The following is a 24,064-nucleotide window of genomic DNA, read 5'->3' on the forward strand; positions in this document are numbered from 1 at the left end:
TCAACAAGCCCGTTCGATCAAACTAGAAACGCCGGTTAGCCATACCACTGCCAACCAAATCCCTACCTCCTTCGCCGCACCCGCCGAGGCGGTTTGTGTGTAGCGAAGCCCTCTACTGTAGCACAGGTTTTTCGGGGCAAGCAAGATGATGGCGCGAAAGTTTTTGAAAGCTCCTTGACCCACCGCGGTAGGAAGCGTCTTCTGTGTCAGGGGCACAATGATGAACATGGCAGACAAAGTCATCCCGCTGACCGATCTACGGCACATCCGCCGCCTGGTGGCGGAGCCCGTCGTGCCCACCGGCCTGCTCGGTGACGTGCTCGGTCGGCCTCTAAGAGACCTGCGCATCTCGGTCACCGACCGATGCAACTTCCGCTGCAGCTACTGCATGCCGAAGGAAGTCTTCGACAAGCACTATGAGTTTCTGCCGCATGCCTCGCTGCTGAGCTTCGAAGAGATCACGCGGCTGACGCGCGCATTCGTCGCGCACGGCGTGCAGAAGCTGCGTCTGACCGGCGGCGAGCCGCTGCTGCGCCGCCATATCGAAACCCTGATCGAGATGCTTGCGCGCCTGCGCACGCCAACCGGCGCGCCGCTGGACCTGACGCTGACGACCAACGGCTCGCTGCTCGCCCGCAAGGCCCGCGCCTTGAAGGATGCCGGCCTCCAGCGCGTGACGGTGAGCCTCGACGCATTGGACGACGCGATCTTCCAGCGCATGAACGACGTCGGCTTCCCGGTCGCCGAGGTGCTGACCGGCATCGAGGCGGCGCAGGCCGTGGGCCTCGGGCCGATCAAGGTCAATATGGTCGTCAAGCGCGGCACCAACGAGAGCCAGGTGCTGCCGATGGCGCGCCACTTCCGCAACAGCGGCGTCACGCTGCGCTTCATCGAGTACATGGACGTCGGCGCGACCAACGGCTGGCGCATGGACGAGGTGCTGCCTTCGGCCCAGCTGCTGGATCTTCTGCGCAGCGAGTTCGAGCTGAAGCCGCTCTCGCCGGCCGCACCGGGCGAGACGGCGGAGCGCTGGGCCTATGCCGATGGCGGCGGTGAGATCGGCCTGATCTCCAGCGTCACCCAGGCCTTCTGCGGCGACTGCAACCGCGCCCGGCTGTCCACCGAGGGCAAGCTCTACACCTGCCTGTTCGCTCATCGTGGCCACGATCTGCGCGCCCTGCTGCGCGATCCGGACATCGGCGACGCCCAACTGGCCGGCGCGATCGCGCAGGTCTGGAATGGACGCAGCGACCGCTATTCGCAGTTGCGCGGCGCCGCGGGGGCAGAGACGACGGACGCGGGCGAGCGGCGCGTCGAAATGCACTACATCGGTGGTTGAGCGCCAGGACATCACCGGCCTGATCCTCGCCGGCGGGCGCGGCAGCCGGATGGGTGGCGTCGACAAGGGCTTGCAGCTGCTGGACGGCCGGCCGCTCGCAGGACATGTGTTGGCACGGCTGCGGCCGCAGGTCGATGTCGTGATGGTCAGCGCCAACCGCAACGCAGAAGCCTACGCGGCGCTGGGCTGCCAGGTGGTCGCCGATGCGGACAACTCCTTCTCCGGCCCCCTTTCGGGCCTGCTCGCTGGCCTGCGCGCCTGCAGCAGTGACTGGCTGTTGAGCGCACCCTGCGACGCACCGCTGCTGCCGGCAGATCTCGCCGCGTGGCTCGCTGCGACCATCGACGACAGCACCGACATCGCCGTACCGCTCACCGCCGACGGCCGCCTCCAGCCCGTCTTCTGCCTGCTGCGCCGCAGCCTGTCCGCTGAACTGGAGCGTTACTTGAACGACGGCGGTCGCAAGGTCGAGACCTGGATGGCCGCGCAGCGCTTGCGTCGCGTGCCCTTCGATCGGCCAGATGATGAACGCGCCTTCTTCAACGCCAACACGTTAGCCGAGCTGCACACACTGGAGCGCAGCAATGACTGATATCGCACCGCGCCGCGCACCGCAGGACTGGGAGGTCCGCGTACTGCGCGACACCGAACTGCTCGCCTACAAGCAACTGCGCGACGGCATGTTGGCCAGGCATCCGGAAGCCTTCACCTCCGACGCCGAGACCGAGATGCGGCGCGAGCCCGAGAGCTACCGCAGCCGCCTGGGCGGCGGCGCCAATGGCGTCGGCCTGTTCACGCTGGGCACCTGGCGCGGTGGCCGCCTCGGCGGGGCGATCAGCGCCGAGCGCGAACCGCGGCTGAAGGTGCGCCACGTCTCGCACATCGTCGGCATGATGGTGGCCGACGACTTGCAGGGCCAGGGCATCGGCGGCCTGCTGCTGGACTGCGCGTTGCGCCTGCTGCAGCAGGACGCCACGCTGGAGATCGCCACGCTGAGCGTCACCGCCAGCAATCACGGCGCGGTGCGCCTGTACGAGCGCTGCGGCTTTGTCCGCTACGGTCGGCTGGAAGGCGCTCTGAAGCTGCCCGACGGCCGCCTGCTCGACAAAGACCTGATGATGCGCAGGCTCCGCTGAATTTCGAAGTTATCGATGACCAACGCCCTCTCCGACATCGCCTCCTGCCTCGCCGGCTACGACCCCGATTCGATGCCCGTGCCGCTGGCGCAGGACTTCATCGCACGGCTGCTGCCGCGGCCTGCGCAGCGCGAAAGCGTCGGCCTGCGCGAATCGCTGGGCCGCGTGCTGGCCGAGGATCTTGTCTGCGGCATCAACGTGCCGGCCCATGACAACTCGGCGATGGACGGCTACGCGCTGCGCGGCAGCGAACTGCAAACAGGCGAGCCGACCCGCCTCGCGCTGGCCGGCACCAGCCTGGCCGGCTCGGCCGCCGCGATCGAAATTGCAACGGGCCAGTGCCAGCGCATCATGACCGGCGCCGTCATGCCCGCGGGCCTGGACACGGTCGTACCGCAAGAGTTCGTCGAGCTGGACGGAGACACGATCGTGATCCCCGCCGGCGCGGTGCAACCCGGGGCGAACCGTCGCCTCGCCGGCGAAGACCTTGCCCGCGGCCAGGTCGCGCTACCGGCCGGCCGCCGTCTGACGCCGGCCGACCTCGGCCTCATCGCGTCGCTGGGGCGAGCCGAGGTGCCGGTATGGCGCCGGCTGCGCGTGGCCATCATGGCCACCGGCGACGAACTGCGCCCGGTCGGCGAGCCGCTCCCCCCGGGCTGCGTCTACGACAGCAACCGCCACACGATGTGGGCCATGTTGCAGCGCCTGGGCGTCTGCGAAGTGATCGACCTCGGCGTGATCCCGGACGACCCGGCCGCACTGCGCGAAGCCTTTCGCCGTGCCGCTGCCGAGACCGATGTGGTGCTCAGCTCGGGGGGCGTCAGCGTCGGCGAAGCGGACCACACGAAAGCGGTGATGGCCGAACTCGGCGAAGTGCTGTTTTGGAAGATCGCGATGCGCCCCGGTCGGCCGCTGGCCGTCGGGCGCCTCGGCGATGCGCTGCTGTTCGGCATGCCCGGCAATCCAGTGGCGGTGATGGTCAGCTTCTACGCCTTCGTGCGTGACGCGCTGCTGGCGATGAGCGGCGCCATGCCGGCCCCGCTGCCGCTGCTGCGCGCCGCCACCACCGCGCCGCTGCGCAAGAAGCCCGGCCGCACTGAGTACCAGCGCGGCATCGTGAGCCGCCGCGCTGCGGACGGTGCCTGGCAGGTCGAGATCACCGGCAGCCAGGGCTCGGGCGTGCTCAGCAGCATGAGCCTGGCGAACGGCCTGCTCGTGCTCGGCCACGAGCAGGGCGACCTGCCGGCCGGCAGCCTCGTCGACGTCGTGCCCTTCGAGGGCCTGATCTGACACTCACCTGACCGCGCGCAGGTCGAACTCCACCACCAGTTCGTCCTGCACCGACAGCAGCCCGCCCAGCACCGTGAAGGGCTGGATGCCAAATTCCGATTGACGGATCACCAGCGAACCGGTCGCCTTGACCTGGGCCTCGCTGACTTCGACATCGAGCGGCAGCCATATCGCGCGCCGCTGCCCGTGCAGGTCCACCTCCACCTGGGCCGCCAGCTTCGGCGCCGCGCCGGCCAGACGCAGCGAGCGGATGCGCACCTCGGGAAACTTCTCCGCTTCCAGGCTGCGCAGCATATTGGTCCGCGTGCCATCGGCCGCCTCGGCGGAGACCTCGGAAGCCCAGTTGGCGCCGAGCGACTGCCGCAACGCGGCCGGATCGATCCGCAGCCCGTCGAGCCGGAACGACAGCGCGAAGCGCCCCTCCTCGGCCCTGCCCTGCGGCACCTGCACATAGCCGCTCATGCTGGCAACGGCCAGCACGTGGTTGTGCCCCAGCCGCGCCGCCGTGCCGCCGCGGAACACGAGGATGCGCGCAGAGCCGGCGTCGGGGTCGATGCGGTAGACGGGCCCGGCCGCGGGATCGGGTGCCGTCATCGCCGTGGCAGCCGGCGTCATCACATCCGTCTCCGGCGGGCTCCCCGTCGCGCAGGCGACAAGCATCAAGGCCGGCAGCGTCGCGCGCAGAAAAATGGACCCGGGAAAACAGAGCATCTTCATCCCATCGATTTTGACTGCGGGCCGCCACCATGCACTAGCATTGGCAAAAGTCCATCAAGGAGACCGCCAATGGCCACCTCGCCCTTCCGCCCCGCGCTGGATCTGATGGTGCAGTACGCCGAGTACCACCGCGACCGCCGCAACATCCTGACGCATTTCGTCGGCATCCCGTTGATCGTGTTCTCGATCGGCGTACTGCTGGCGCGCGTGCACATCCACCTGGGCGATCTGCAGACGAATGCCGCCTGGCTCGTCTGGGCGCTCAGCACGGCCTGGTACCTGACGCGCGGCAACCTCGCGCTGGGCCTGGCCACCAGCCTCGTCAACGCCGCGCTGATGGCCCTGGCCGAGGCGCCGGCAAGCGGCTCGATGGCATCGTGGCTGGCCTGGGGCCTGGGCAGCTTCATCGTCGGCTGGATCATCCAGTTCGTCGGCCACTACTACGAAGGGCGCAAGCCGGCCTTCGTCGACGACCTGGTGGGCCTGCTGGTGGGGCCGATGTTCGTCGTTGGCGAGGCAATGTTCATGCTCGGCTGGGGCGGCAAGATGCTGGCCGAGATCGAGCGCCGCGCCGGCCCGACGCACATCCGCGATCTCGCCCATCCGATGGCCTGACCCTCCTCCCTCTGACACCGACGCCGTCACGGCCGTGACGGCGTCATTTTTTTGCAGGCGATGACGACGACAAGAATCCTGATCATGGGTGCCGGCTCGGTCGGCTGCTACCTGGGGGGCGTGCTGGCCGCAGCGGGCCTGGAGGTCCACTTCGTCGGCCGGCCGCGCGTGCTGGGCGGGCTGCGCCAGCAGGGCCTCACCGTCAGCGACCTGGACGGCCGGCAAACCGCCCTGCCCGCCGCCGCGCTGCATCTGCACGGGACGGTGCCCGCCGCACTGCAGCCAGCGGTCACGCTGCTGAGCGTCAAGAGTGGCGCCACCGCCGAGGCCGCGCGGGAGCTGGCTGCGGCGCTGCCGCCCGGCAGCCTCGTCGTCTCGATGCAGAACGGCATCGGCAATGCCGAGCGTGGCCGCGTCGCAGCGCCGGGGCTCGACTGGCGACCCGGCATGGTGCCCTTCAACATCGCCGAGCTGGCGCCCGGGCGCTTTCACCGCGGCACCGGCGGCGCGCTGGCCGCGCAAGGCAATGGTGACGAGCCGGCGCTGCGCGCGCTGCAGCAGGCCTTCGAGTCGCTGGGCCTCAAGCTGAAGCTGCATGCCGACTTGGCCGCCGTGCAATGGGGCAAGCTGGTCATCAACCTGAACAACCCGGTCAACGCGCTCTCCGGCCGGCCGCTGCGCGCCGAGCTACTGGAGCGCGGCTACCGGCGCTGCTGGGCCGCGCTGCAGGCCGAGGCATTGGACCTGCTTGAAGCCGGCGGCATCGCCGTGGCGCAGATGACTGCCCTGCCGCCGCGCAAGCTGCTGCGCGTGCTGCGCCTGCCCTCGCCGCTGTTCCGGCTGATCGCGGCCAAGATGCTGAAGATCGACGACAAGGCCCGCTCCAGCATGGCCGATGACCTGGCCCTGGGTCGCGTCACCGAGATCGACGCGCTGAGCGGCGAGGTCGTGCGCTTGGCGCAGCGCCTGGGCCGCCGCGCGCCGCTGAACGAGAAGATGCTGGGCCTCGTGCAGGCCTGGCCGCAACGCCCGCAACCCTACGGGCCGCGCGAATTGGAACGTGCATTGGGTATTCGTTAAAGCGTTGAAGCAGTACTGAGGAAGAGACAAGAGATGACGGATTTCAAGAAGCAGGCGGCCGAGCTGGTCGCGCAGATGACGATCGAAGAACAGGCGCTGGTGCTATTGGGTGACGGCTGGTGGCGCACCCATGGCGTCGAGCGGCTGGGCCTCGCGCCGATCAATGTGTCCGACGGCCCGCACGGCCTGCGCAAGGTCGAGAGCGGCTACGGCGACGCCGTGCCCGCCACCTGCTTCCCGACCGCACCGGCGCTGGCCGCCAGCTGGAACACGGCGCTGGTCCGCGAAGTCGGCGCGGCGCTGGGGCGCGAATGCCAGGCGGCCGACGTGCAGGTCATCCTCGGCCCCGGCATCAACATCAAGCGCTCGCCGCTGGGCGGCCGCAACTTCGAATACTTCAGCGAAGACCCGCTGCTGACCGGCCGCATCGCCGAGGCCTATATCGCCGGCGTGCAGGGCGAAGGCGTGGGCACCTCGCTGAAGCACTTCGCGGTGAACAGCCAGGAAACACGGCGCATGTCCACCAGCTCCGAGATCGACGCGCGCACCTTGCACGAGGTCTACCTGCCCGCCTTCGAAATGGCGGTGAGCCGCCCGGGCGAGGAACAGCCCTGGTCGGTGATGAGCTCTTACAACCCGGTCAACGGCACCCACGCGTCCGAGCACCACGGGCTGCTGACCGACATCCTGCGCGAGCAATGGGGCTTCGAGGGCTTCGTCGTTTCCGACTGGGGCGGCACGCACGAGCGCGTGGCTGGCGTGGCCGCCGGCAACAACCTGGAGATGCCCGGCAGCGGTGACTACAACCGCAAGAAGATCATCGCCGCCGTCGAGGCCGGCAGCCTCGCCCGCGAGGTGCTGGCGCAATCGGCCACCGAGCTGGTCGCCGTGATGCTGAAGGCCCATGCCGCGCGCAAGCCCGGCGGCTTCGATGCCGAGGCGCACCATGCGCTGGCCCGCCGCGCCGGCGCCGAGGGCATCGTGCTGCTGAAGAACGAGGGGCAGGTCTTGCCGCTGAAGGCCGGCGCCCGCATCGCGCTGGTCGGCGCCTTCGCCAAGGTGCCGCGCTACCAGGGCGCCGGCAGCTCGCAGGTCAACCCGATCCGCGTCACCAACGCCGCCGACGAACTGGCCGCGCTGCTGGGCGCCGAGCACCTGCTGCTCGCCCAAGGCTGCGACGAGGAAGGCGAGACCAGCGACGCACTGCTGGCCGAGGCCGCCGCGCAGGCTGCAGCCGCCCCGGTGGCGGTCGTCTTCGCCGGCTTGCCCGACAGCTACGAGTCCGAAGGCTTCGACCGCGCATCGCTGGCGCTGCCGCCGGGTCATGTGCGGATGATCGAGGCGGTGGCCGCAGCCCAGCCCAACACCGTCGTCGTGCTGCTGAACGGCTCGGCCGTCGAGATGCCCTGGCTGGACAAGGTCAAGGGCCTCGTCGAAGCCTGGCTCGGTGGCCAGGCCGGCGGCGGCGCGATCGCCGACGTGCTGACGGGCCGCGCCAACCCCTCGGGCAAGCTGGCCGAGACCTTCCCCGTGGCGCTGGAACAGACCCCGCCCTTCCCCGGCTTCCCTAGCCGTAATGGCCTGGCCTTCTACGGCGAAGGCGTGTTCGTCGGCTACCGCCACTACGACAAGCGCGGCCTCGCGCCGCTGTTCCCCTTCGGCTTCGGCCTGAGCTACACGCGCTTCGAATACACCGGCATCCGCGTGGCGTCGAGCTTCGATGCGGACGAGGCCGCAGCCGCCCTCGCCGTCGAGGTCTCGGTGAAGAACGTCGGGGCCGTCGAGGGCCAGGAGATCGTGCAGCTCTACGTGCACGAGCGCGAGCCGGCCGCGCCTGGCCCGGTCAACGAGCTGCGCGCCTTCGACAAGGTCCGCCTCGCCCCGGGCGAGCAGAAGACCGTGCGCCTGACGCTGACGCGGCGCGACTTCGCCCACTACGACGCGCGCGCCGCGGCCTGGGTCGTCAAGCCCGGTAACTTCGACTTGCGCGTGGGCGGCTCCTCGCGCGAGCTGCCGCTGAGCGCCGCCGTCGAGGTGCGCACCGCGCCGCTCGTTGGACCGCTGACGAGCGCCTCGCTGGTGGAGGACTTCCGCGGCCAGCCAGCGATCTACGAAGAGCTGGTCCGAGCCCTGGGCATGGGCGCCCTGCTGGAGCCGATGCCCGAGGGCCTGACACCCGAGCAGGAAAGCGCGCTGCGCAAGACGCGCATGTCCACCTGGGTCTTCGTCAACGAGATGCCGATCGACAAGATCCCGGCCTTCTCGCACGGCGCCTTCACCGAGCAGCGGATCGACGAGATCCTGAAAGCGCAGAAACAGTGAGCCTCGCCCGCCAACTGGGCATCGCAATGCCCGCCCATCGCCGTGTGTTCGCCGGCTTCTTCCTCTACGCCTTCGGCTTCGGCGGCTTCTTCCCGCGCCTGGGCGAGCTGCAGCGCACGATGGGCCTCAGCGAAAGCCAGCTTGGCCTGGGCCTGATCGGCACGGCTGTCGGCACGCTGATCTCGCTGAGCCTGGCCAGCCGGCTGATCGAGCGGATCGGCCACCGCCGGATGCTGCTGACCGTGCCGACGCTGGTGCCCGCCTTCTACGCGCTGGCCTCGCACGCGGACGGCGTGCTGGCGCTGTTCCTGACCTTGGTCCCGGCGGGCCTGCTGATCGGCGCGATCGAGGTCGTCGTCAACCTGGAGGCCGACCGCGTCGAGCACCAGGAAGGCCGCCGGCTGATGAACCGGGCGCACGCCTTCTGGAGCTTCGGCTTCTTTGGCGCGGGTGCGCTCGGCGCGCTGGCGGCACGCGCCGGCATCAGCCCGCAGTGGCAGCTCGCGCTGATGGTGCCGCTGGCCTTGGTGCTCTCCCTGGTGCTGCTGGGCGGCTTCGAGCCCGCACGGGAGCGGGCGCAGACCGGCGAGCCCACGCCGCACTTCGCGATGCCGACGATGCCCATCATGGGCCTGGTGGCGCTGTCGCTGTCGGCACTGGTGATGGAGGGCGCCGGCTTCGACTGGTCGGCGATCTACATGCGCGACGCGATGGAGGCCGCGCCCTGGCTCGGCGGCCTGGCCGTGGCCACCGGCGCCTTCGCGCAGGCGGTGACGCGCTACCTGGCGGACAGCCATGTGGAACGCCACAGCCCGCTGGTCGTCGCGCGGGTGCTGCTCTGCGTGCTGTGCTGCGGCGTGCTGCTCGTCTACTTCGCGCCGAACCCGTTGCTGGCGCTGATCGGCTTCGCGCTGATGGGCATGGGCACCAGCGTGCTGTTCCCGCTCGCCATGTCGGCCGCCGCGCAGCGCACCGACCGACCCGCGGCCACCAACGTGGCGGCGCTCGCGCAAACCGCCTTCGTCGCCTTCCTGCTGGCTCCGCCCTCGCTGGGCTTCGTGGCCGAGCACCTGGGCATCCGCTGGGCCTTCGGCATCGGCCTGCCGCTGACCCTGCTGAGCCTGGCCGTTACCGGCGTGCTACGGCCGAAACCCAAGCCATGAACCCCGAAGACTTGCTGAAGCTCGTCATCACCGAGATGCCCTTCGGCAAGCACAAGGGCACGCGAATCGCCGACCTGAACGGCAACTATCTCGGGTGGTTCGCACGGGAAGGCTTTCCGAAAGGCGAGATCGGCCGGCTGCTGGCGCTGATGTATGAGATCGATCACAACGACTTGCGCGGCCTGCTCGATCCGCTGCGGAGACGGCGTTGAAGTCGGGCGCTGAAATCGGGCGTTGAAGTCAGGCGCTGACGGCCCGCTGTCAGCGCCCTGACGCCGCTCTGACACCGCGTGGCAGATTCCCCGCGCCGGGCCGCGGCGCGGGCAAGGGTCAGTTCCGGGTCAGCCCCGGCGGCCTGTACTGGGGTCACTACCTACCAAGCTGCCCCGAAGGTTGTCGCATGAACTCTCTCCTCGCCCGCTTCAAGATCGGCCCGCGCATGGGCCTGGGCTTCGCCGCCGTGCTGGTGCTGACCTTGATCGTCGGCCTGTTCTCGGTCAACCGGCTGGGCCAGGTCAACGACGCCACGTCCGACCTCGCCACCAACTGGCTGCCGGCGATGCGCGCGCTGGGCGAGTACCGCGCCGCGATCTCCGACGAGCGCCGCGCCGAAACCATCTACGTGATCCAGGACCAGCCCGCGGCCTATGAGCCCGAGCGCCAGCGCATCGACGAGGCGCGCCGCGCCGCCGACCAGGCCTGGAAGGACTACGCCGCCACGATCAATCCGGGCGAAGAAGAGCAGTACGCGAACGACATCCAGTCCGCGCAGCAGCGTTATCACGACGCGCTGGCCAAGCTGCTCGCGCTCCCGCATGCGGATGCCGGCTTCCTCGACAAGGCCCGCGCGATCTCGCTGAACGAGTCGGGCGCCGGCTTCGACGCAACGATGAAGGCGCTCAAGCGCGACGTCGAATTCCAGACCTCGGGCGGCGACCAGGCCTATCGCGCCGCCGAAGACTCGTACCACCAGACCCGCAGCGCCGTCATCGCGCTGCTGGTTGTGGCAGTGGTGATCGGTGCGGTGTTCGCGAGGGTCATCACGCGCTCGATCACCGTGCCCATCGGCCGCGCGCTGCAGGTGGCCGAGACGGTGGCCGCCGGCGATCTCAGCTCGCGCATCGAGGTCGACAGCCAGGACGAGACCGGCCTGCTGCTCGCCGCGCTGCGCCGCATGAACGAAAGTCTCGTGCGCATCGTCTCTGAGGTGCGCAACGGCGCGGACTCGATCGCCACCGGCTCGGTGCAGATCGCCAACGGCAATGCGGACCTGAGCCAGCGCACCGAAGAGCAGGCCAGCAACCTGCAGCAGACGGCCGCGTCGATGGAACAGCTGACCGCCACCGTCCGGCAGAACAGCGACACCGCCAGCCAGGCGACGGCGCTGGCCGGCGATGCCTCGCAGGCTGCGGCCGATGGCGGCCGCGTCGTGGGCCGCGTGGTAGCGACGATGAAGGCCATCTCCGCCTCCTCGCACCGCATCGCCGAGATCATCGGCACGATCGACGGCATCGCCTTCCAGACCAACATCCTCGCGCTGAACGCGGCCGTCGAAGCGGCGCGCGCCGGTGAACAGGGGCGCGGCTTCGCGGTTGTCGCCGGCGAGGTGCGCAGCCTCGCGCAGCGCTCCGCCCAGGCCGCCCGCGAGATCAAGACGCTGATCAGCGAGAGCGTGGAGAAGGTCGATGGCGGCACGCGGCTCGTCGGCGAGGCCGGCGAATCGATGGAAGCCATCGTCGCCCGCGTGAAGCGCGTCAGTGACCTGATCGGCGAGATCAGCGCCGCCAGCCGCGAGCAGAGCACGGGCATCAGCCAGGTCGGCGACGCGGTCAGCCAGCTTGATCAGGTGACCCAGCAGAACGCCGCGCTGGTCGAGGAAAGCGCCGCCGCGGCCGAGAGCCTGAAGCACCAGGCGGCCTCGCTCTCGCAGGCGGTGTCGTTGTTCAGGCTTTAAGCAAACGGGCGTTCGCTCAGGACCAGAAGCTCATCGCCTCGTCCACGCCGCCCTTGCGCGCGGGGCCGGCGGGCTTCTTTAGCGGCGTGCCCAGCGCGATCCAGCCGAGCAAGGTCTCGCCGTGCTCGCAGAAGGCCGCAGCGATGCCGGGATCGCGCACCTTGGCGCCGCTGAGCATCTTGCCGCCATAACCAAGCAGATGAGCGGCATTGAGGAAGTTCGCCAGCGCGCCGCCGACGCAGGCCCACTGCTCGTGCGCCGGCACCTGCGGATGGCCCATGTCGATGCGCGCTACCACGGCCACCGTCATCGGCGGGCGCAGCGCCCGCTCGGCATCCATCGCCGCACCGGTCTCATCCTTGCCGGCCCGCCGGGCCGCCGCGGCGAACAGCTCCGCCATCCGCGCCCGCGCCTCGCCGCGCACGATCTTCAGGCGCCAGGGCACCAGTTCGCCATGGTCAGGCCCGCGCAGCGCGGCCTCGACCATCAGGCGCAGTTCATCGTCGCTCGGCCCCGGCTCCACCAGGTGCTTGGGGCCGATCGAGTAGCGGCCCAGCAGGTCTTGCAGCAGGTTCTTGTCACTGCTCATTCCAGATCCGCTCCACCAGTTCTCCAACCTCCAACGGGCGCCCCGCCTGCTTCGACGCCTCGCGGAACTCCTGCGGCGACGGTGCGATCCGCGGCGAGGGCTTGCCGCCATACAGGCCCACGTTCAAGGCGAACACGACCGGCCCCTGCCGCACCTCAATCGCCGGCACATGGGTCAGCTGCTTGAGCAGTGCCGCGCGCACCATCGGATTCAACGCGGCCTCGCCACCATCGAAATCGAGCCAGAAGCGCGACTGCGCACCCGGCCTCAAGGCCACGACGATGAAGCCGCTGGCCGCCGCACCGGGCCCGGGCACCTGCGCCTCGCGAACCAGGGCCTTGATGTAGGCGCTGAAGCGGTCCACGTCCTGCACGCGCTCCTTCATCAGCGCATCGGGCTGCAGCAGCACGACGCTGTGCATCGTCAGGGCATCGGCCGCCTGTGCGCCCCAAGCGGCAAACGCCAGCATCACGCTCGCGAACGCCCGTCTCGTGAATGTTCTCATCGCGCCATTGTGGCGCGGACCTCGGTCCGTACTACGGTGCCGGCGGCCCCTTCAGCTCGACGACATTGCCCTCGGGGTCGCTGAGGTAGATCGACGGCCCCTCGCCTTCCGCTCCGTAGCGGGACTCGACGCGGCCGGCCTCGATGCCGTGCGCCGACAGGTGAGCGCGGATCGCTGCCTCGTCGAAGGGCTCGACACGCAGGCAGAAGTGGTCGAGGTTGCGGCCCTCCGCGCCGGGCGCGGCGCCACCGGCGCGGCCGAGCTTGCCGTCGACCGGGGTCAGGTCGATCAGGTGGCGGCCGGCACGCAGTTGCACGAGGCCGATCTCGTCCTGCCGCCGCTCGACGGTGCAGCCGAGCACCTCGCAGTAGAAGTGCAGCATGCGATCGAGGTCGACGATGCGCAGGACGAGGTGGTCGAGTTCGCGGATGTGGATCATGGCTACTTCACCAGGGAAGACGGGCGGAGGGGAATGGGAGTCGAACCCACCCGGCGGCGCGTGGCGCCACCCACCGGGTTTGAAGCCCGGCCGACACACCGGTGTCGTCTCCCCTCCGAATCATGCAAACAAGTCGGCCTCGCCGCGCAGGCGGTGCACGTCGCCAACGCGACGCAGCAGGCCGACGCGATCGAAATATTCCAGCACCTGGATCGCGCGCTTGCGGCCCAGGCCGGTCGCGTCGCGGAAGCCGGCGGCCGACACCTGGGCCTCGCGATTCTGCCCCGCCAATTCGCGCACGAGGGCGGCCATCTTCGCGATCTCGGCGACACCGCAATAGAGGTCCTTGACGATCTGGTGCACGTCGCCCTGCTGGGCGAGCCGGGCCAGGGTCGCGCGCATCAGCGTCTCGGCCTCCTGCGTGTCGCGGGCCAGGTCTCGGACCCAGGCGCCGTCGAAGCCGGCGGCAGCCAGCAGCGGCGCCACCTTCTGCGCGATGCGGCTCTCCAGCGCCGACAGCTCGACCCCATGCGCCTGCAGATGGACGAAGGCGCCGCGCTGGGCCAGCAGGCCCTGCTCGCGGCCGCGCGCCAGCAACGCGCGCCACAGCGGCTCCGGCAGGCGCGGTGCGACGAGGCGGCGCAGGCGGGATGCTTCGGGGCCGAGTTCGTCGGGCTGACGGGCATGGAAATCGGCCAGGCGGTCCTGCACCTGCTGCGCCAGCACTGTGGCGTGGGCGGCCGACAGCGCCCAGTCGCCCGCCAGCAGCGCGGCGTCACCGTCCGGTGCCAGGTCTTGCTTCAGGCCCTCGGCCACGGCGAAGCGGCGCAGGTCCAGCCCCAGCGGTGCCGCGTCGAGCAGCGCCTGCAGGCGCTCCGCCGGCGACGTCGCCTCGTGCAGCGCACGCAGTTCCGCCAGCCGCGCCGGCGTGCGGCGATAACGCTGCGGCGCGAAGGGATCGAGCACCGTACCACCGGCCATCGTGCGGCTGGCCGAGGCATCGCGCAGCACGACTCGGTCGCCACGCCAGGCGCCGATCGGCTCACGCAGCAGCAGTTGCGCCAGCGCCTCGCCGCCGGGCTGCAGCGTGTCCGCATCGAGCAGCGCGACGGTGCCGGTGACCGCGCGGGCGCCGATGTGCGCGTGCACCGGCGTGCCCGAGCGCAGCGGGCGCGGCTCGCCGGGCCAGAGCTTGAGCCGCAGATCGATGCGATCGCTGGCCAGGGCCGCGTCCGGCGTGCTGAGCCACTGGCCGCGCGCGATCTCGTCCTTGGCGATGCCCACCAGGCCCAGCGCGCAGCGCTGGCCGGCATGGGCGGTGGCGACCAGTCGGTTGTGCGCATGCAGGCTGCGCACGCGCAGGCGGCGGGCCTGCGGATCGGGGCTCAGCACCAGTTCGTCGCCGACGCTGACCCTGCCGGCATGGATGCTGCCGGTGACGACGGTGCCGACGCCGTCGAGGCTGAAGCTGCGATCGACGGCGAGGCGGAATGCGGCGTCGAGTGGCCGCTGGCGCGGGCTCGACGCCTCGGCGAACAGCAGCGTGCGCAGCGCATCCAGGCCCTCGCCGGTGGTGGCGCTGAGCTGAAGGATCGGCGCCTCGCTCAAGCTGCTGCCGGCGCGCAGCGCTTCCAGTTCGGCCTGCACGGCGGCGAGCCGCTCGGGCGTCGCGCGGTCCGCCTTCGTGATCACCAGCGCACCGCGCGACAGGCCCAGCAGGCTCAGCACCGCGAGGTGCTCGCGCGTCTGCGGCATCACGCCGTCGTCGGCGGCCACCAGCAGCAGCGCGTAGTCGATGCCGGTGGCGCCGGCCAGCATCGTGTGCACGAAGCGTTCGTGCCCGGGCACGTCGACGAAGCCGATGCGGGCCTCGGAATTCGGATCGTCGAGAAAGGCGTAGCCCAGCTCGATGCTGATGCCACGCTTCTTCTCCTCGGGCAGCCGGTCAGTGTCGACGCCGGTGAGCGCCCTCACCAGCGTCGTCTTGCCGTGGTCGATGTGACCGGCCGTCCCGACAATCATCTACGTCGCTCGACGCGCGCTTTCGGGCCGAGCGCCGGGCCGCCCCAAGCCGGCCCGTCTGGCGATGTGCTTGCGGCTCGATGCCGCAAGCATCGCCGTCCCCTCGGGGGACCGGCCAGGCATGCCCGCGTTCAGCAGGGCGTGACTGGACGAGGGGCTCATATTTCGCGGCTGGAGATCGTGTACTTGAATGTGTCCGGCGACAGCTCGTCGAAACGGCCGCTGGCGTTCTCGCCCTGCGGGTACATCAGGAAGGGCAAGGTGGCCTTGCCGGACGAGCCGGGCAGCATCACGTCGTGGCCGGTGTTGTAGGCGATCCAGTTGCCTTCCCAGCTGCCGAACAGCGCCTTGTTGACCGGTGCGACCAGCGGCACGCTGGGGTCCTTGATCCATTCGGGCGTTTCCTGGCGCATCACCTTCAGCACGTCGGCCGGGTCCATCGCCACCCAGCCGTACTGTTTCAGGAACACCTCGGCGCGGCAGTGTTGCGCGCCCTTCAGGTTGGCCGGGTTGCCGCCCAGCTCGCGGTAGCCGAAGGCCGAGGGCGCGACGCGCAGGCCGTACAGGTCGCGCGCCGGGACGCCGACCGAGCGGCACATGCCGACGAAGATCGCGTTCAGGTCCGCGCACTTGCCGCCCAGATTGCCCGTCTCCAGCATCGTGCGCACGTCGCCGAGGCCGCAGCCGCGCACCGTCGGCTCGCGGTGCGCGTTGGCGACCAGCCAGGTGTAGATCGCGCGGGTCTTGTCGACGTCGGTGCGCGCGCCACCGATGGCCTTCAGCGCTGTCTCCTTCACCAGACCATCGACCGGGATCAGCTCGGTCGGGGCGAGGTTGAGCTTCAGCACCTCCGCGTCTTCGCTGGCGCGCACCGGGCGGCTCCAGTCGACCGCGCGGCCGCGGGTTTGCATGCGGCTCACCAGTTCGAGCTGCGGCGCCTTCACGCTGGCGGGGAACTCGGCGTAGAGCATGCGCACGCCGCGGGCAGTGTCGGAGACGATGCGGACCTCGCCGCCGTTGCTGCGCCAGTCCTGGCTCAGCGTCTTCTGGAAGTCGGTCTCGATGTCGGGCATCGGCAGCCAGACGCGGGTCATGCCCTGGGCGTCGGCCACGTCGACGCGGGTCGTCATCTCGAAGGTGCGCCACGGGCCGGGCTGCGGGGCGAACTGGCGCGGCGCGTCGGCCGCAAAAACCGGCAAGGCCGCGCCGGGAATGGCGGCAAGAGCAGCCGTGGTCTTGAGCAGGTCGCGGCGGGAGAGCTTGTTAATGGACATGATGATGGGCTCGAGAAAGTTCAGAGAAGAGTGGCGATCCACTGGCGGGCCTCGGGCCCGTTCCAGTCGACCTGGCCGACGACGGTGAAGCGGGCCTGGCCATCGCGGCCGACGACGACGCTGGTCGGGAACGCGCGGGCGCCCCAGGCGCGGGAGGTGAGCCCGTCGGCATCGCGCAGGATCGGCAGGCTGATGGGCATCTGGTCCATGAAGCGCTTGATCGCGGCATCGGTCTCGCGCTGGTTCACGGCCATGATGACGAGGCCCTGCTTCTCGTACAAGGTGGCCAGCAGTTCCAGCGTGGGCATCTCGTCGCGGCAGGGCTCGCACCAGGTGGCCCAGAAGTTCAGCAGCACGAGCTTGCCGTGCGCGTCGCCCAGCTTCCAGCGCGGGCCGTCATAGCCAGGCAGGTCCAGCGGCGGCGTGGCCTGGCCCTTGGGCCAGGGGCGGCGCAGGAAGCCCTTGGATTCCTGCGCCAGCGCCGGAAGGGCCGCGCCGGCGCCCAGGGCGATGACGCTGCGTCGGGTCAGTGGAACGGTTGCGTTACTCAAGCGGAGCCTCGTCGTTGGAAGCGGCGATTGTCCAGCGTGAAAGTGAAGCCAGTTGTGCTGCAAGATCTTCGTCCCGTTCCAGGCAGCGCAGGTCCAGCCACAGCATGTCGTCCGCGATGCGGCCGATCACCGGCACCGGCAACTCGCGCAGCACCTTCGCCAGTGCCTCCAGCGCCCGGCCCCGGCCTTTCGCGGCCAACGGCGCGATCACGAGGCCGGCGGACGGCAGGCTTTCGACCGGCAGCGAGCCGGAGCCGATCTGGCCCTGCATCGCGCGCACCGAGACGGCGTAGCGCGGCTGCAGCGCCTGCTGCACGGCCGGCTGCAGGCGCTGCGCCTGCCGCTCGATCTCGGCCAGCGGGCGGGTCAGCAATCGCAGCGTCGGCAAGTCCTTGGTCAGGCGCTCGGGCTGCAGGTACAGCCGCAAGGTGGCCTCCAGCGCCGCCAGCGGCAGCTTGGACATGCGCAGCGCCCGCTTCATCGGGAACTTGCGGATGCGCTCGATGACGGCCTTCTTGCCGACGATCAGGCCGGCCTGTGGGCCGCCTAGCAGCTTGTCGCCGCTGAAGGTCACGACATCGCAGCCGGCCTTCAGCATCTCCTGTGGCAGTGGCTCGCGCGGCAGACCCCATTGCGCGAGGTCGACCAGCGAGCCGCTGCCGAGGTCGCTGACCAATGGCAGGCCGTGGCGATGCGCAATCTCGGCCAGCGTGGCTTCGTCCACCGCCGAGGTGAAGCCCTGCACGCGGTAGTTGCTGGTGTGGACCTTCATCAGCATCGCCGTCTGCGGGCCGATCGCGTTCTCGTAGTCGCGCGGGTGGGTGCGGTTGGTGGTGCCGACCTCGACCAGCCGCGCCCCGGCGGCGGCCATCACGTCGGGCATGCGGAAGGCGCCGCCGATCTCGACCAGCTCGCCGCGCGAGACGATCACTTCCCTGCCGCCAGCCAGGGCGGCGATGGACAGCAGCACGGCCGCCGCGTTGTTGTTGACGACGGTCGCGGCCTCGGCGCCGGTCAGTTCGCACAGCAGGCCTTCGACGAGGCTGTCGCGATCGCCGCGGCCGCCGCTGGCCAGGTCGTATTCCAGGTTGTTCGGCGCGCTCATCAGCGCCGGCAGTTCGGCCAGCGCGGCATCGGCCAGCAGCGAACGGCCGAGGTTGGTGTGGATGACGGTGCCGGTAAGGTTCAGCACGCGGCGGATGCGCGGCGTCAGCCGTTGCACGCAGCGCGCTTCCAGCGCGGCGGCGAGCGTGGCGGGTTCGAGTTCCGAGCGTTCCAGCTCAGTCGCCAACGCGCGCACGCGCAGACCGTCCAGCAGCGCCCTCGCCTCGTCGGCCACGAAGCGGTGGCCGTGCGCCTCGACCAGCGCGGGCACGCGGGCCAGCAGTCGGTCGACGGAGGGGATATCTTTGGGTTCCGCCTTCAGACCGTGGACCACGGATGCTTCGGGCTTCATCTCAAGGACCTCCCGGATCTGGCGGCGGCTCGGGATCGCCGAACAGCAGCATCAGGTTGACGCCGCTGCGCTGCAGGCCGGTCTCGGAGACGAGCAGGTCCAGGGTCAGCGAGGCGAGATCGTCTGCCACCGGGTCGACCTGATGATCCTTTTCCATGTGAACGATTTTGAGGTAGTGGCCGCACTCGTCGCAACACTCGGCCTGCGCCGCGTGCGTTCCGCCCTCCAGCTCCTGGAAATGGATGCCCTTGGTGTTCTGGCAGTGCGTGCACTTGATGCGCACGTAATGCCACTCGGCCGCGCACAGCGAGCAGTGCAGGTAGCGGGTGCCCGACAGCTCGGCACCCAGCCGCGTGATGGCGGCCACCGGGCGCGAGCCGCAGCAGGGGCACAACGTGGGCACGTCGGTGCGGCCGAAGGGCACGACACGCGCCTGCCCGTGCGCCGCCTGCGTCTGGCTGACCAGGCGGACCCAGTGCAGCTGCAGCGCCGCGCCGATCAGCGGCGCGCTGCCGAGGTCCAGGCCCAGCATCACGCCGTTCAGCAGGCGCTGGGCCTGCATATCCAGATGGGCGTCGTCGGCCTCGCGCAGCGTGGCCAACATCGCCAACGCAGGCACTGCGGCCGTGCGCGCCAGCAGCTTGTCGAGCAGCGCACGCAGGCCCTCGCGCCAGGCGGCCTCGCGCGGGAAGACGTCCGCCGGCAGCAGCGGCACGCCGGCATTGGCGGCCAGCTCGACCTGGGCGACATCGGGCAATTGCAACGCCACCAGCTGTTGCAGCAACTCGTGCTGCGCGTGCGCGACGTCGGCGATGAACAGCAGGTACTCGCGCATCGCATGGCCGGCGGCGCGCTGGCGCAGGCGCATCTCGCGCTCGGCGAACACGGTCGCGTCGGGCAGGCGCAGGAAGGGGTCGGCCCGCCCCGCGCGAACCGCGATCTCTTCGGGGCTGAGGATGCGGCCCGTCACTGCTTGTCGCCCGTCACTTCGCGGTACCACAGCAGGTGGTGCTTGCGCGCCCAGGCCTCGCTGACAGTGCCGCGCATCATCGCCGGCACAGAGCCCTTGACCCAGATGGCGGCGTAGATGTGAACGATCGCGATCAGGATCAGGATCGTGGCGGACAGTGCGTGCACCACCACCGCGATGCGCCGCGCCAGGATCGGGAAGCTATCGGCGAACCAGGGCTGCCAGAACATCACGCCGGTGACGAGCAGCAGGAGCAGGCAGACGGTCATGCCCCAGAACACGCCCTTCTGGCCGGCGTTGTTCTTGCCGACGGCGGGCATGCCCTCTTCATGTCCTCGGAGCAGCTGCGGCGCCTTGCGCACCCATTCGCTGTCGCGCGCCTTCCAGACGTTGCGGCTGCGAAAGCGCAGGAACAGGCCGACGAAGCCGAGGAACATCAGCACGCCGAAGAAGGGATGCAGGATGCGCGTCCACGGCCCGCCGCCGAACAAGGCGCTGAGAAAGAAGAAGGCCGGATGGAAGAAAGCCAGACCCGACAGGCCGGCACAGAGGAACAGCAGCGCGACGATCCAGTGGTTGACGCGGTCGCCGTCCTTGTAGCGTTGGAGCATGCGCATGATCAGGACTCCTCCTTGGTGCCGCCTTCGGTGCGCAGCGGGCCGACCTTGACGTAGTGCAGGAAGCCCATCACCGCGGCGCCGACCATCGCCGCCACCGCCAGCGGCTTGGCTGCGCCTTTCCAGAGCCAGACCCAGGGGCTGATCGTCGGGTTCGACGGCAGGCCGGCGTAGAGCTCGGGCTGGTCACCGTGCTGCAGCACGTACATGACGTGGGTGCCGCCGACGCCGGGCGGGTCGTAGACGGCGGCCTTGTCGAAGCCGCGGGACTTCAGGTCGACGATGCGCTCGGCGCCGAAGTCCAGCATGTCTTCCTTGGCGCCGAAGCGGATGGCGCCGGTCGGGCAGGCCTTGACGCAGGCGGGCTCCATGCCCACGCCGACGCGGTCGGAGCAGAGGCTGCACTTGTAGGCCTTGTTGTCGGCCTTGGAGAGCCGCGGCACGTCGAACGGGCAGCCGGTGACGCAGTTGCCGCAGCCGACGCAGTGCTCGCTGATGAAGTCGACGATGCCGTTCGTGTACTGCACGATCGCACCGGGCGAGGGACAGGACTTCAGGCAGCCAGGATCAGCACAGTGCATGCAGCCGTCCTTGCGGATCAGCCATTCGAGCCGGTTGGGCTCCGGCTCGACCTCGCTGAAGCGCATCACGGTCCAGGACTGCGCGCTCAGGTCGCGCGGGTTGTCGTAGGTGCCGAGGTTGTCGCCGACCTCGTCGCGCAGGTCGTTCCACTGCATGCATGCCACCTGGCAGGCCTTGCAGCCGATGCAGGAGGACACGTCGATCAGCTTGGCGACTTCGGTGACGTGGCGGCGCGCGTCGGGCGACTGCGTCGTCGTGGCGGAGCGGCGATGGATGTCGAGCGATTGAAGCGATGACATGGTGTGTATCTCCTCAAGCTTTCTCGATGTTCACGGTGAAGCTCTTGTACTCGGGCGTCTGGCTGTTCGCATCGCCGACGAAGGGCGTCAGCGTGTTCACCAGAAAGCCCGGCTTGGCCAGGCCGACGAAGCCCCAGTGGTTGGGCAGACCCACCGTGTGCACCTTCTTGCCGTCCACCGTCAGCACCGGAATGCGCTTGGTGACGACCGCCACGGCCTTGATGAAGCCCCGGTTGGACGAGACCTTGACCCAGCCGCCGTGGGTGATGCCCTTCTCCTGGGCCAGTTCCTCGCTGATCTCGACGAACTGCTGCGGCTGGATGATGGCGTTCACCTGGACGTTCTTGGTCCAGTAGTGGAAGTGCTCGGTCAGCCGGTAGCTCGTGGCGACGTACGGGAAGTCCTTGGGCTTGCCCAGGTCGGCCAGGTCGCCCTTGAAGATGCGGGCGGCCGGGTTGGCGCGGGCCTTGGGGTTGTGCGTCAGCGGGTTGTTTTCCAACGGCGACTCGAAGGGCTCGTAGTGCTCGGGCAGCGGGCCGTCGGCCATGCCCGAGGGTGCGAACAGCCGGGCCACGCCCTCGGCCGTCATGATGAAGGGCTGGACGCGGTCGGCCTCGGCGGGGTCGGCATCAGGGCGGATGTCCGGCACGTCGGAGCCCACCCAGGCCTTGCCGTTCCAGAAGACCTGACGCCGTTTCGGGTTCCAGGGCTTGCCGGTGGCGGGGTCGGCGGCGGCGGCGTTGTAGAGCACGCGCCGGTTCGCCGGCCAGGCCCAGGCCCAGTTGAGCGTCTGGCCGATGCCGTAGGGGTCGGCGTTGTCGCGGCGGGCCATCTGGTTGCCGGCCTGGGTCCAGGCGCCGGCGTAAATCCAGCAGCCGCTGGACGTGCTGCCGTCGTCGCGCAGCAGGCCGAAGCCCGAGAGCTGCTCGCCGGCCTTGGCCAGCAGCTTGGTCGGGTCCTTCGGGTCAGGCAGGTCGGCCAGCGCCTTGCCGTTGAACTCCTTGGCCAGTTCCTCGGGCGAGGGGCTGGTGGGGATCAGGTAGGGCCAGCTCAGCTTGACGATGGGGTCGGGAAAGGCCCCACCGTCCTTCTGGTAGGCCGCGCGCATGCGCACGAACAGCTCGCCGATGATCTCGGCATCGCCCTTGGCCTCGCCCGGTGGCTCGGCACCCTTCCAGTGCCACTGCAGCCAGCGGCCGGAGTTGGTGAGCGAGCCCTCCTCCTCCGCGAAGCAGGTGCTGGGCAGGCGGAACACGGTGGTCTGGATGTCTTCGCTCTTGACGTCGTTGTGCTCGCCGTAGTTCTTCCAGAACTCCGAGGTCTCGGTGTTCAGCGGATCGATGGTGACGAGGAACTTGAGCTTGGACAGCGAGGCGACGATCTTGCCCTTGTTCGGGAAGGAACCGACCGGGTTGAAGCCCTGGCAGATGTAGCCAGTCAGCTTGCCCTGGTTCATCAGGTCGAAGGCCTGCAGGCCGTCGTAGAGCTTGTCGTACTTGGGCAGCCAGTGGAAGGCCCAGTCGTTCTCGGCCGTCGCCGCGGCGCCCCACCAGGCCTTCTGCTGGCTGACGAAGAACTTCGGATAGTTCTGCCAGTAGCTCATCTGGTTGGGCCGCAGCGGCTTGGTGGCGCGGGGCTTGTAGTAGGTCTCGAGGTCCTGCTCGCTCTCCTTGGCCAGCGTCATGTAGCCGGTGAGGCTGGTGCTCAGCAGACCCAGGTCGGTGAGGCCCTGGATGTTGCTGTGCCCGCGCAGCGCATTCATGCCGCCGCCGGCCACGCCGATATTGCCCAGCAGCAGTTGCACCAGCGCACCGGTGCGGATGATCTGCGAGCCCTGGCTGTGCTGCGTCCAGCCCAGCGCGTACATGATGGTCATCACCTTGTCCGGCTTGGCCGTGGCCGAGATCATTTCGCAGATCTTCAGGAACTTGTCCTGCGGCGTGCCGGTGATGCGGCTGACCATCTCGGGCGTGTAGCGCGAGTAGTGGGTCTTCATGATCTGCAGCACGCAGCGCGGGTGCTGCAGCGTGTCGTCGACCTTGGCGAAGCCCTTGTCGTCCATCTCGTAGTTCCACGACTTGTTGTCGTAGCTGCGCTTCTCCTCGTTGTAGCCGCTGAAGAGCCCCTCGTTGAACGCGTAGCCCTCATTGATGATGAAGCTGGCGTTCGTGTAGCTCCGCACGTACTCCTTCTGGTACAGATCCTTGCTCAACAGGTAGTTGATGACGCCGCCGAGGAAGGCGATGTCGCTACCCGCGCGGATCGGCGCGTAGTAGTCGCTCATCGCGGCCGAGCGGGTGAAGCGCGGATCAACGACGATCAGCCGCGCCTTGTTGTGATGCTTGGCTTCGATCACCCACTTGAAGCCGCAGGGATGCGCCTCGGCGGCATTGCCGCCCATGATCAGCACGAGGTCGGCATTCTTGATGTCGACCCAGTGGTTGGTCATCGCGCCGCGTCCGAACGTCGGGGCCAGACTGGCCACCGTCGGTCCGTGTCAAACGCGCGCCTGGTTGTCGAAGGCCAGCATCCCCATCGAGCGCATCACCTTGTGCGTGATGTAGCCCGATTCATTCGAGGATGCGCTCGCACAGAGCATGCCGGTGGAGAGCCAGCGGTTGACCGTCTTGCCGTCGGCGTTCTGGGCGACGAAATTGGCGTCGCGGTCGGCCTTCATCAGCTTGACGATGCGGTCCATCGCCTCGTCCCAGCTGACGCGCTTCCACTCCTTGGCGCCGGGCTCGCGGATCTCCGGCCACTTCAGCCGGTTGGGGCTGTGGACGAAGTCCAGCAGGCCGGCGCCCTTGGGGCACAAGGTGCCGCGGTTGACCGGGTGGTCGGGGTCGCCCTCGATGTGGAGGATCTCGGTGGTCACGTTCTTCGCCCGGTCGCCGAGCGAGTACATGATGATCCCGCAGCCTACCGAGCAGTAGGGGCAGGTGTTGCGGGTCTCGGTGGTCCGCGCGAGCTTGAAGTTGCGGGTCTCGGCAAGAGCTGCCGTGGGGGAGAACCCCAGCACCGCCAGGCTGGAGCCGATCAGGCCCGCCCCGCTCACCCGGAAGAACTGTCTCCGGTCCATGTCCATCGCCTGGGCCTCCTGCGGTCATGCCGCTGTTGGGTGAGCTGATGCAAGGCGCGTGGAGC

At 69.3% G+C, this 24,064-nt stretch carries 22 protein-coding genes and 1 tRNA gene; 10 read left to right on the plus strand and 13 right to left on the minus strand.

Annotated elements, in window-relative coordinates:
• The first annotated feature begins 226 nt into the window (after positions 1 to 226).
• The 4 genes from moaA to moeA are packed head-to-tail and all read left to right on the plus strand — an operon-like array spanning position 227 to position 3,765.
• Complete coding sequence (gene moaA, locus SNE35_RS27115; RefSeq protein WP_320426175.1) at positions 227 to 1,339, plus strand: GTP 3',8-cyclase MoaA; 1,113 nt, start codon at positions 227 to 229, stop codon at positions 1,337 to 1,339.
• Positions 1,332 to 1,931 carry a molybdenum cofactor guanylyltransferase MobA gene (mobA, locus tag SNE35_RS27120; protein ID WP_320426176.1) on the plus strand — a complete coding sequence of 200 codons (600 nt, stop codon included), beginning with the start codon at positions 1,332 to 1,334 and terminating at the stop codon, positions 1,929 to 1,931. The genes moaA and mobA overlap by 8 nt, the downstream gene beginning before the upstream one ends.
• A complete protein-coding gene (locus SNE35_RS27125) occupies positions 1,924 to 2,475 on the plus strand; it encodes a GNAT family N-acetyltransferase (protein WP_320426177.1) in 552 nt (183 codons plus the stop codon). The genes mobA and SNE35_RS27125 overlap by 8 nt, the downstream gene beginning before the upstream one ends.
• Before the next feature lie 15 nt (positions 2,476 to 2,490).
• The gene (moeA, locus tag SNE35_RS27130) at positions 2,491 to 3,765 is read left to right on the plus strand and encodes a molybdopterin molybdotransferase MoeA (RefSeq protein ID WP_320426178.1); all 1,275 of its coding nucleotides are present in this window, start codon (positions 2,491 to 2,493) and stop codon (positions 3,763 to 3,765) included.
• A 3-nt stretch (positions 3,766 to 3,768) separates the two neighbouring features.
• Here the strand turns inward: moeA and SNE35_RS27135 are convergent, their stop codons facing one another.
• The gene (locus SNE35_RS27135; protein ID WP_320426179.1) at positions 3,769 to 4,482 is read right to left on the minus strand and encodes a YceI family protein; all 714 of its coding nucleotides are present in this window, start codon (positions 4,480 to 4,482) and stop codon (positions 3,769 to 3,771) included.
• 69 nt (positions 4,483 to 4,551) lie between these two features.
• Between SNE35_RS27135 and SNE35_RS27140 the strand changes: the two genes are divergently transcribed.
• From SNE35_RS27140 to SNE35_RS27165, 6 genes are all read left to right on the plus strand, one after another.
• The gene (locus tag SNE35_RS27140; RefSeq protein WP_320426180.1) at positions 4,552 to 5,097 is read left to right on the plus strand and encodes an Mpo1 family 2-hydroxy fatty acid dioxygenase; all 546 of its coding nucleotides are present in this window, start codon (positions 4,552 to 4,554) and stop codon (positions 5,095 to 5,097) included.
• Positions 5,098 to 5,157: 60 nt separating this feature from the next.
• Complete coding sequence (locus tag SNE35_RS27145) at positions 5,158 to 6,177, plus strand: 2-dehydropantoate 2-reductase (protein WP_320426181.1); 1,020 nt, start codon at positions 5,158 to 5,160, stop codon at positions 6,175 to 6,177.
• A gap of 33 nt (positions 6,178 to 6,210) precedes the next feature.
• Positions 6,211 to 8,499 (plus strand): glycoside hydrolase family 3 C-terminal domain-containing protein, encoded by a 2,289-nt coding sequence (locus SNE35_RS27150; RefSeq protein ID WP_320426182.1) that lies wholly within the window; start codon positions 6,211 to 6,213, stop codon positions 8,497 to 8,499.
• Positions 8,496 to 9,662, plus strand: coding sequence for an MFS transporter (locus SNE35_RS27155; RefSeq protein ID WP_320426183.1), 1,167 nt, complete (start codon positions 8,496 to 8,498; stop codon positions 9,660 to 9,662). Before SNE35_RS27150 ends, SNE35_RS27155 begins: the two co-directional genes overlap by 4 nt.
• On the plus strand, positions 9,659 to 9,874 hold the full coding sequence (locus SNE35_RS27160; RefSeq protein ID WP_320426184.1) for a DUF3820 family protein: 216 nt from the start codon (positions 9,659 to 9,661) through the stop codon (positions 9,872 to 9,874). The genes SNE35_RS27155 and SNE35_RS27160 overlap by 4 nt, the downstream gene beginning before the upstream one ends.
• Positions 9,875 to 10,062: 188 nt before the next feature.
• Positions 10,063 to 11,616, plus strand: coding sequence for a methyl-accepting chemotaxis protein (locus SNE35_RS27165; RefSeq protein WP_320426185.1), 1,554 nt, complete (start codon positions 10,063 to 10,065; stop codon positions 11,614 to 11,616).
• Positions 11,617 to 11,632: 16 nt separating this feature from the next.
• On the opposite strand, the gene SNE35_RS27170 is transcribed toward SNE35_RS27165, so the two are convergent.
• The 12 genes from SNE35_RS27170 to fdnG form a co-directional block, all read right to left on the minus strand.
• On the minus strand, positions 11,633 to 12,205 hold the full coding sequence (locus SNE35_RS27170; protein WP_320426186.1) for a nitroreductase family protein: 573 nt from the start codon (positions 12,203 to 12,205) through the stop codon (positions 11,633 to 11,635).
• Positions 12,195 to 12,710: a hypothetical protein gene (locus SNE35_RS27175; RefSeq protein WP_320426187.1), complete on the minus strand. Its 516-nt coding sequence runs from the start codon at positions 12,708 to 12,710 to the stop codon at positions 12,195 to 12,197. The genes SNE35_RS27170 and SNE35_RS27175 overlap by 11 nt, the downstream gene beginning before the upstream one ends.
• A gap of 31 nt (positions 12,711 to 12,741) precedes the next feature.
• Complete coding sequence (locus tag SNE35_RS27180) at positions 12,742 to 13,149, minus strand: VOC family protein (protein ID WP_320426188.1); 408 nt, start codon at positions 13,147 to 13,149, stop codon at positions 12,742 to 12,744.
• A gap of 24 nt (positions 13,150 to 13,173) precedes the next feature.
• Positions 13,174 to 13,266, minus strand: a tRNA-Sec gene (locus tag SNE35_RS27185).
• 3 nt (positions 13,267 to 13,269) lie between these two features.
• Positions 13,270 to 15,171, minus strand: a complete 1,902-nt coding sequence (gene selB / locus SNE35_RS27190) for a selenocysteine-specific translation elongation factor (protein ID WP_320426189.1) — start codon at positions 15,169 to 15,171, stop codon at positions 13,270 to 13,272.
• A 158-nt stretch (positions 15,172 to 15,329) separates the two neighbouring features.
• The gene (locus SNE35_RS27195; protein ID WP_320426190.1) at positions 15,330 to 16,445 is read right to left on the minus strand and encodes a transglutaminase-like domain-containing protein; all 1,116 of its coding nucleotides are present in this window, start codon (positions 16,443 to 16,445) and stop codon (positions 15,330 to 15,332) included.
• Positions 16,446 to 16,465: 20 nt separating this feature from the next.
• Positions 16,466 to 16,996 (minus strand): TlpA family protein disulfide reductase, encoded by a 531-nt coding sequence (locus SNE35_RS27200; protein ID WP_320426191.1) that lies wholly within the window; start codon positions 16,994 to 16,996, stop codon positions 16,466 to 16,468.
• Positions 16,989 to 18,452 (minus strand): L-seryl-tRNA(Sec) selenium transferase, encoded by a 1,464-nt coding sequence (selA, locus tag SNE35_RS27205; RefSeq protein ID WP_320426192.1) that lies wholly within the window; start codon positions 18,450 to 18,452, stop codon positions 16,989 to 16,991. The genes SNE35_RS27200 and selA overlap by 8 nt, the downstream gene beginning before the upstream one ends.
• A gap of 1 nt (position 18,453) precedes the next feature.
• Positions 18,454 to 19,422: a formate dehydrogenase accessory protein FdhE gene (gene fdhE / locus SNE35_RS27210; protein WP_320426193.1), complete on the minus strand. Its 969-nt coding sequence runs from the start codon at positions 19,420 to 19,422 to the stop codon at positions 18,454 to 18,456.
• The gene (locus tag SNE35_RS27215; RefSeq protein WP_320426194.1) at positions 19,419 to 20,039 is read right to left on the minus strand and encodes a formate dehydrogenase subunit gamma; all 621 of its coding nucleotides are present in this window, start codon (positions 20,037 to 20,039) and stop codon (positions 19,419 to 19,421) included. Before SNE35_RS27215 ends, fdhE begins: the two co-directional genes overlap by 4 nt.
• Positions 20,040 to 20,041: 2 nt before the next feature.
• Positions 20,042 to 20,920, minus strand: a complete 879-nt coding sequence (gene fdxH, locus SNE35_RS27220; RefSeq protein WP_320426195.1) for a formate dehydrogenase subunit beta — start codon at positions 20,918 to 20,920, stop codon at positions 20,042 to 20,044.
• A 13-nt stretch (positions 20,921 to 20,933) separates the two neighbouring features.
• A complete protein-coding gene (gene fdnG / locus SNE35_RS27225; protein ID WP_320426196.1) occupies positions 20,934 to 24,005 on the minus strand; it encodes a formate dehydrogenase-N subunit alpha in 3,072 nt (1,023 codons plus the stop codon).
• Positions 24,006 to 24,064: the final 59 nt, after the last annotated feature.

It is taken from the genome of Roseateles agri (assembly GCF_034043675.1).
Classification (GTDB): Bacteria; Pseudomonadota; Gammaproteobacteria; order Burkholderiales; family Burkholderiaceae_C; genus KK5.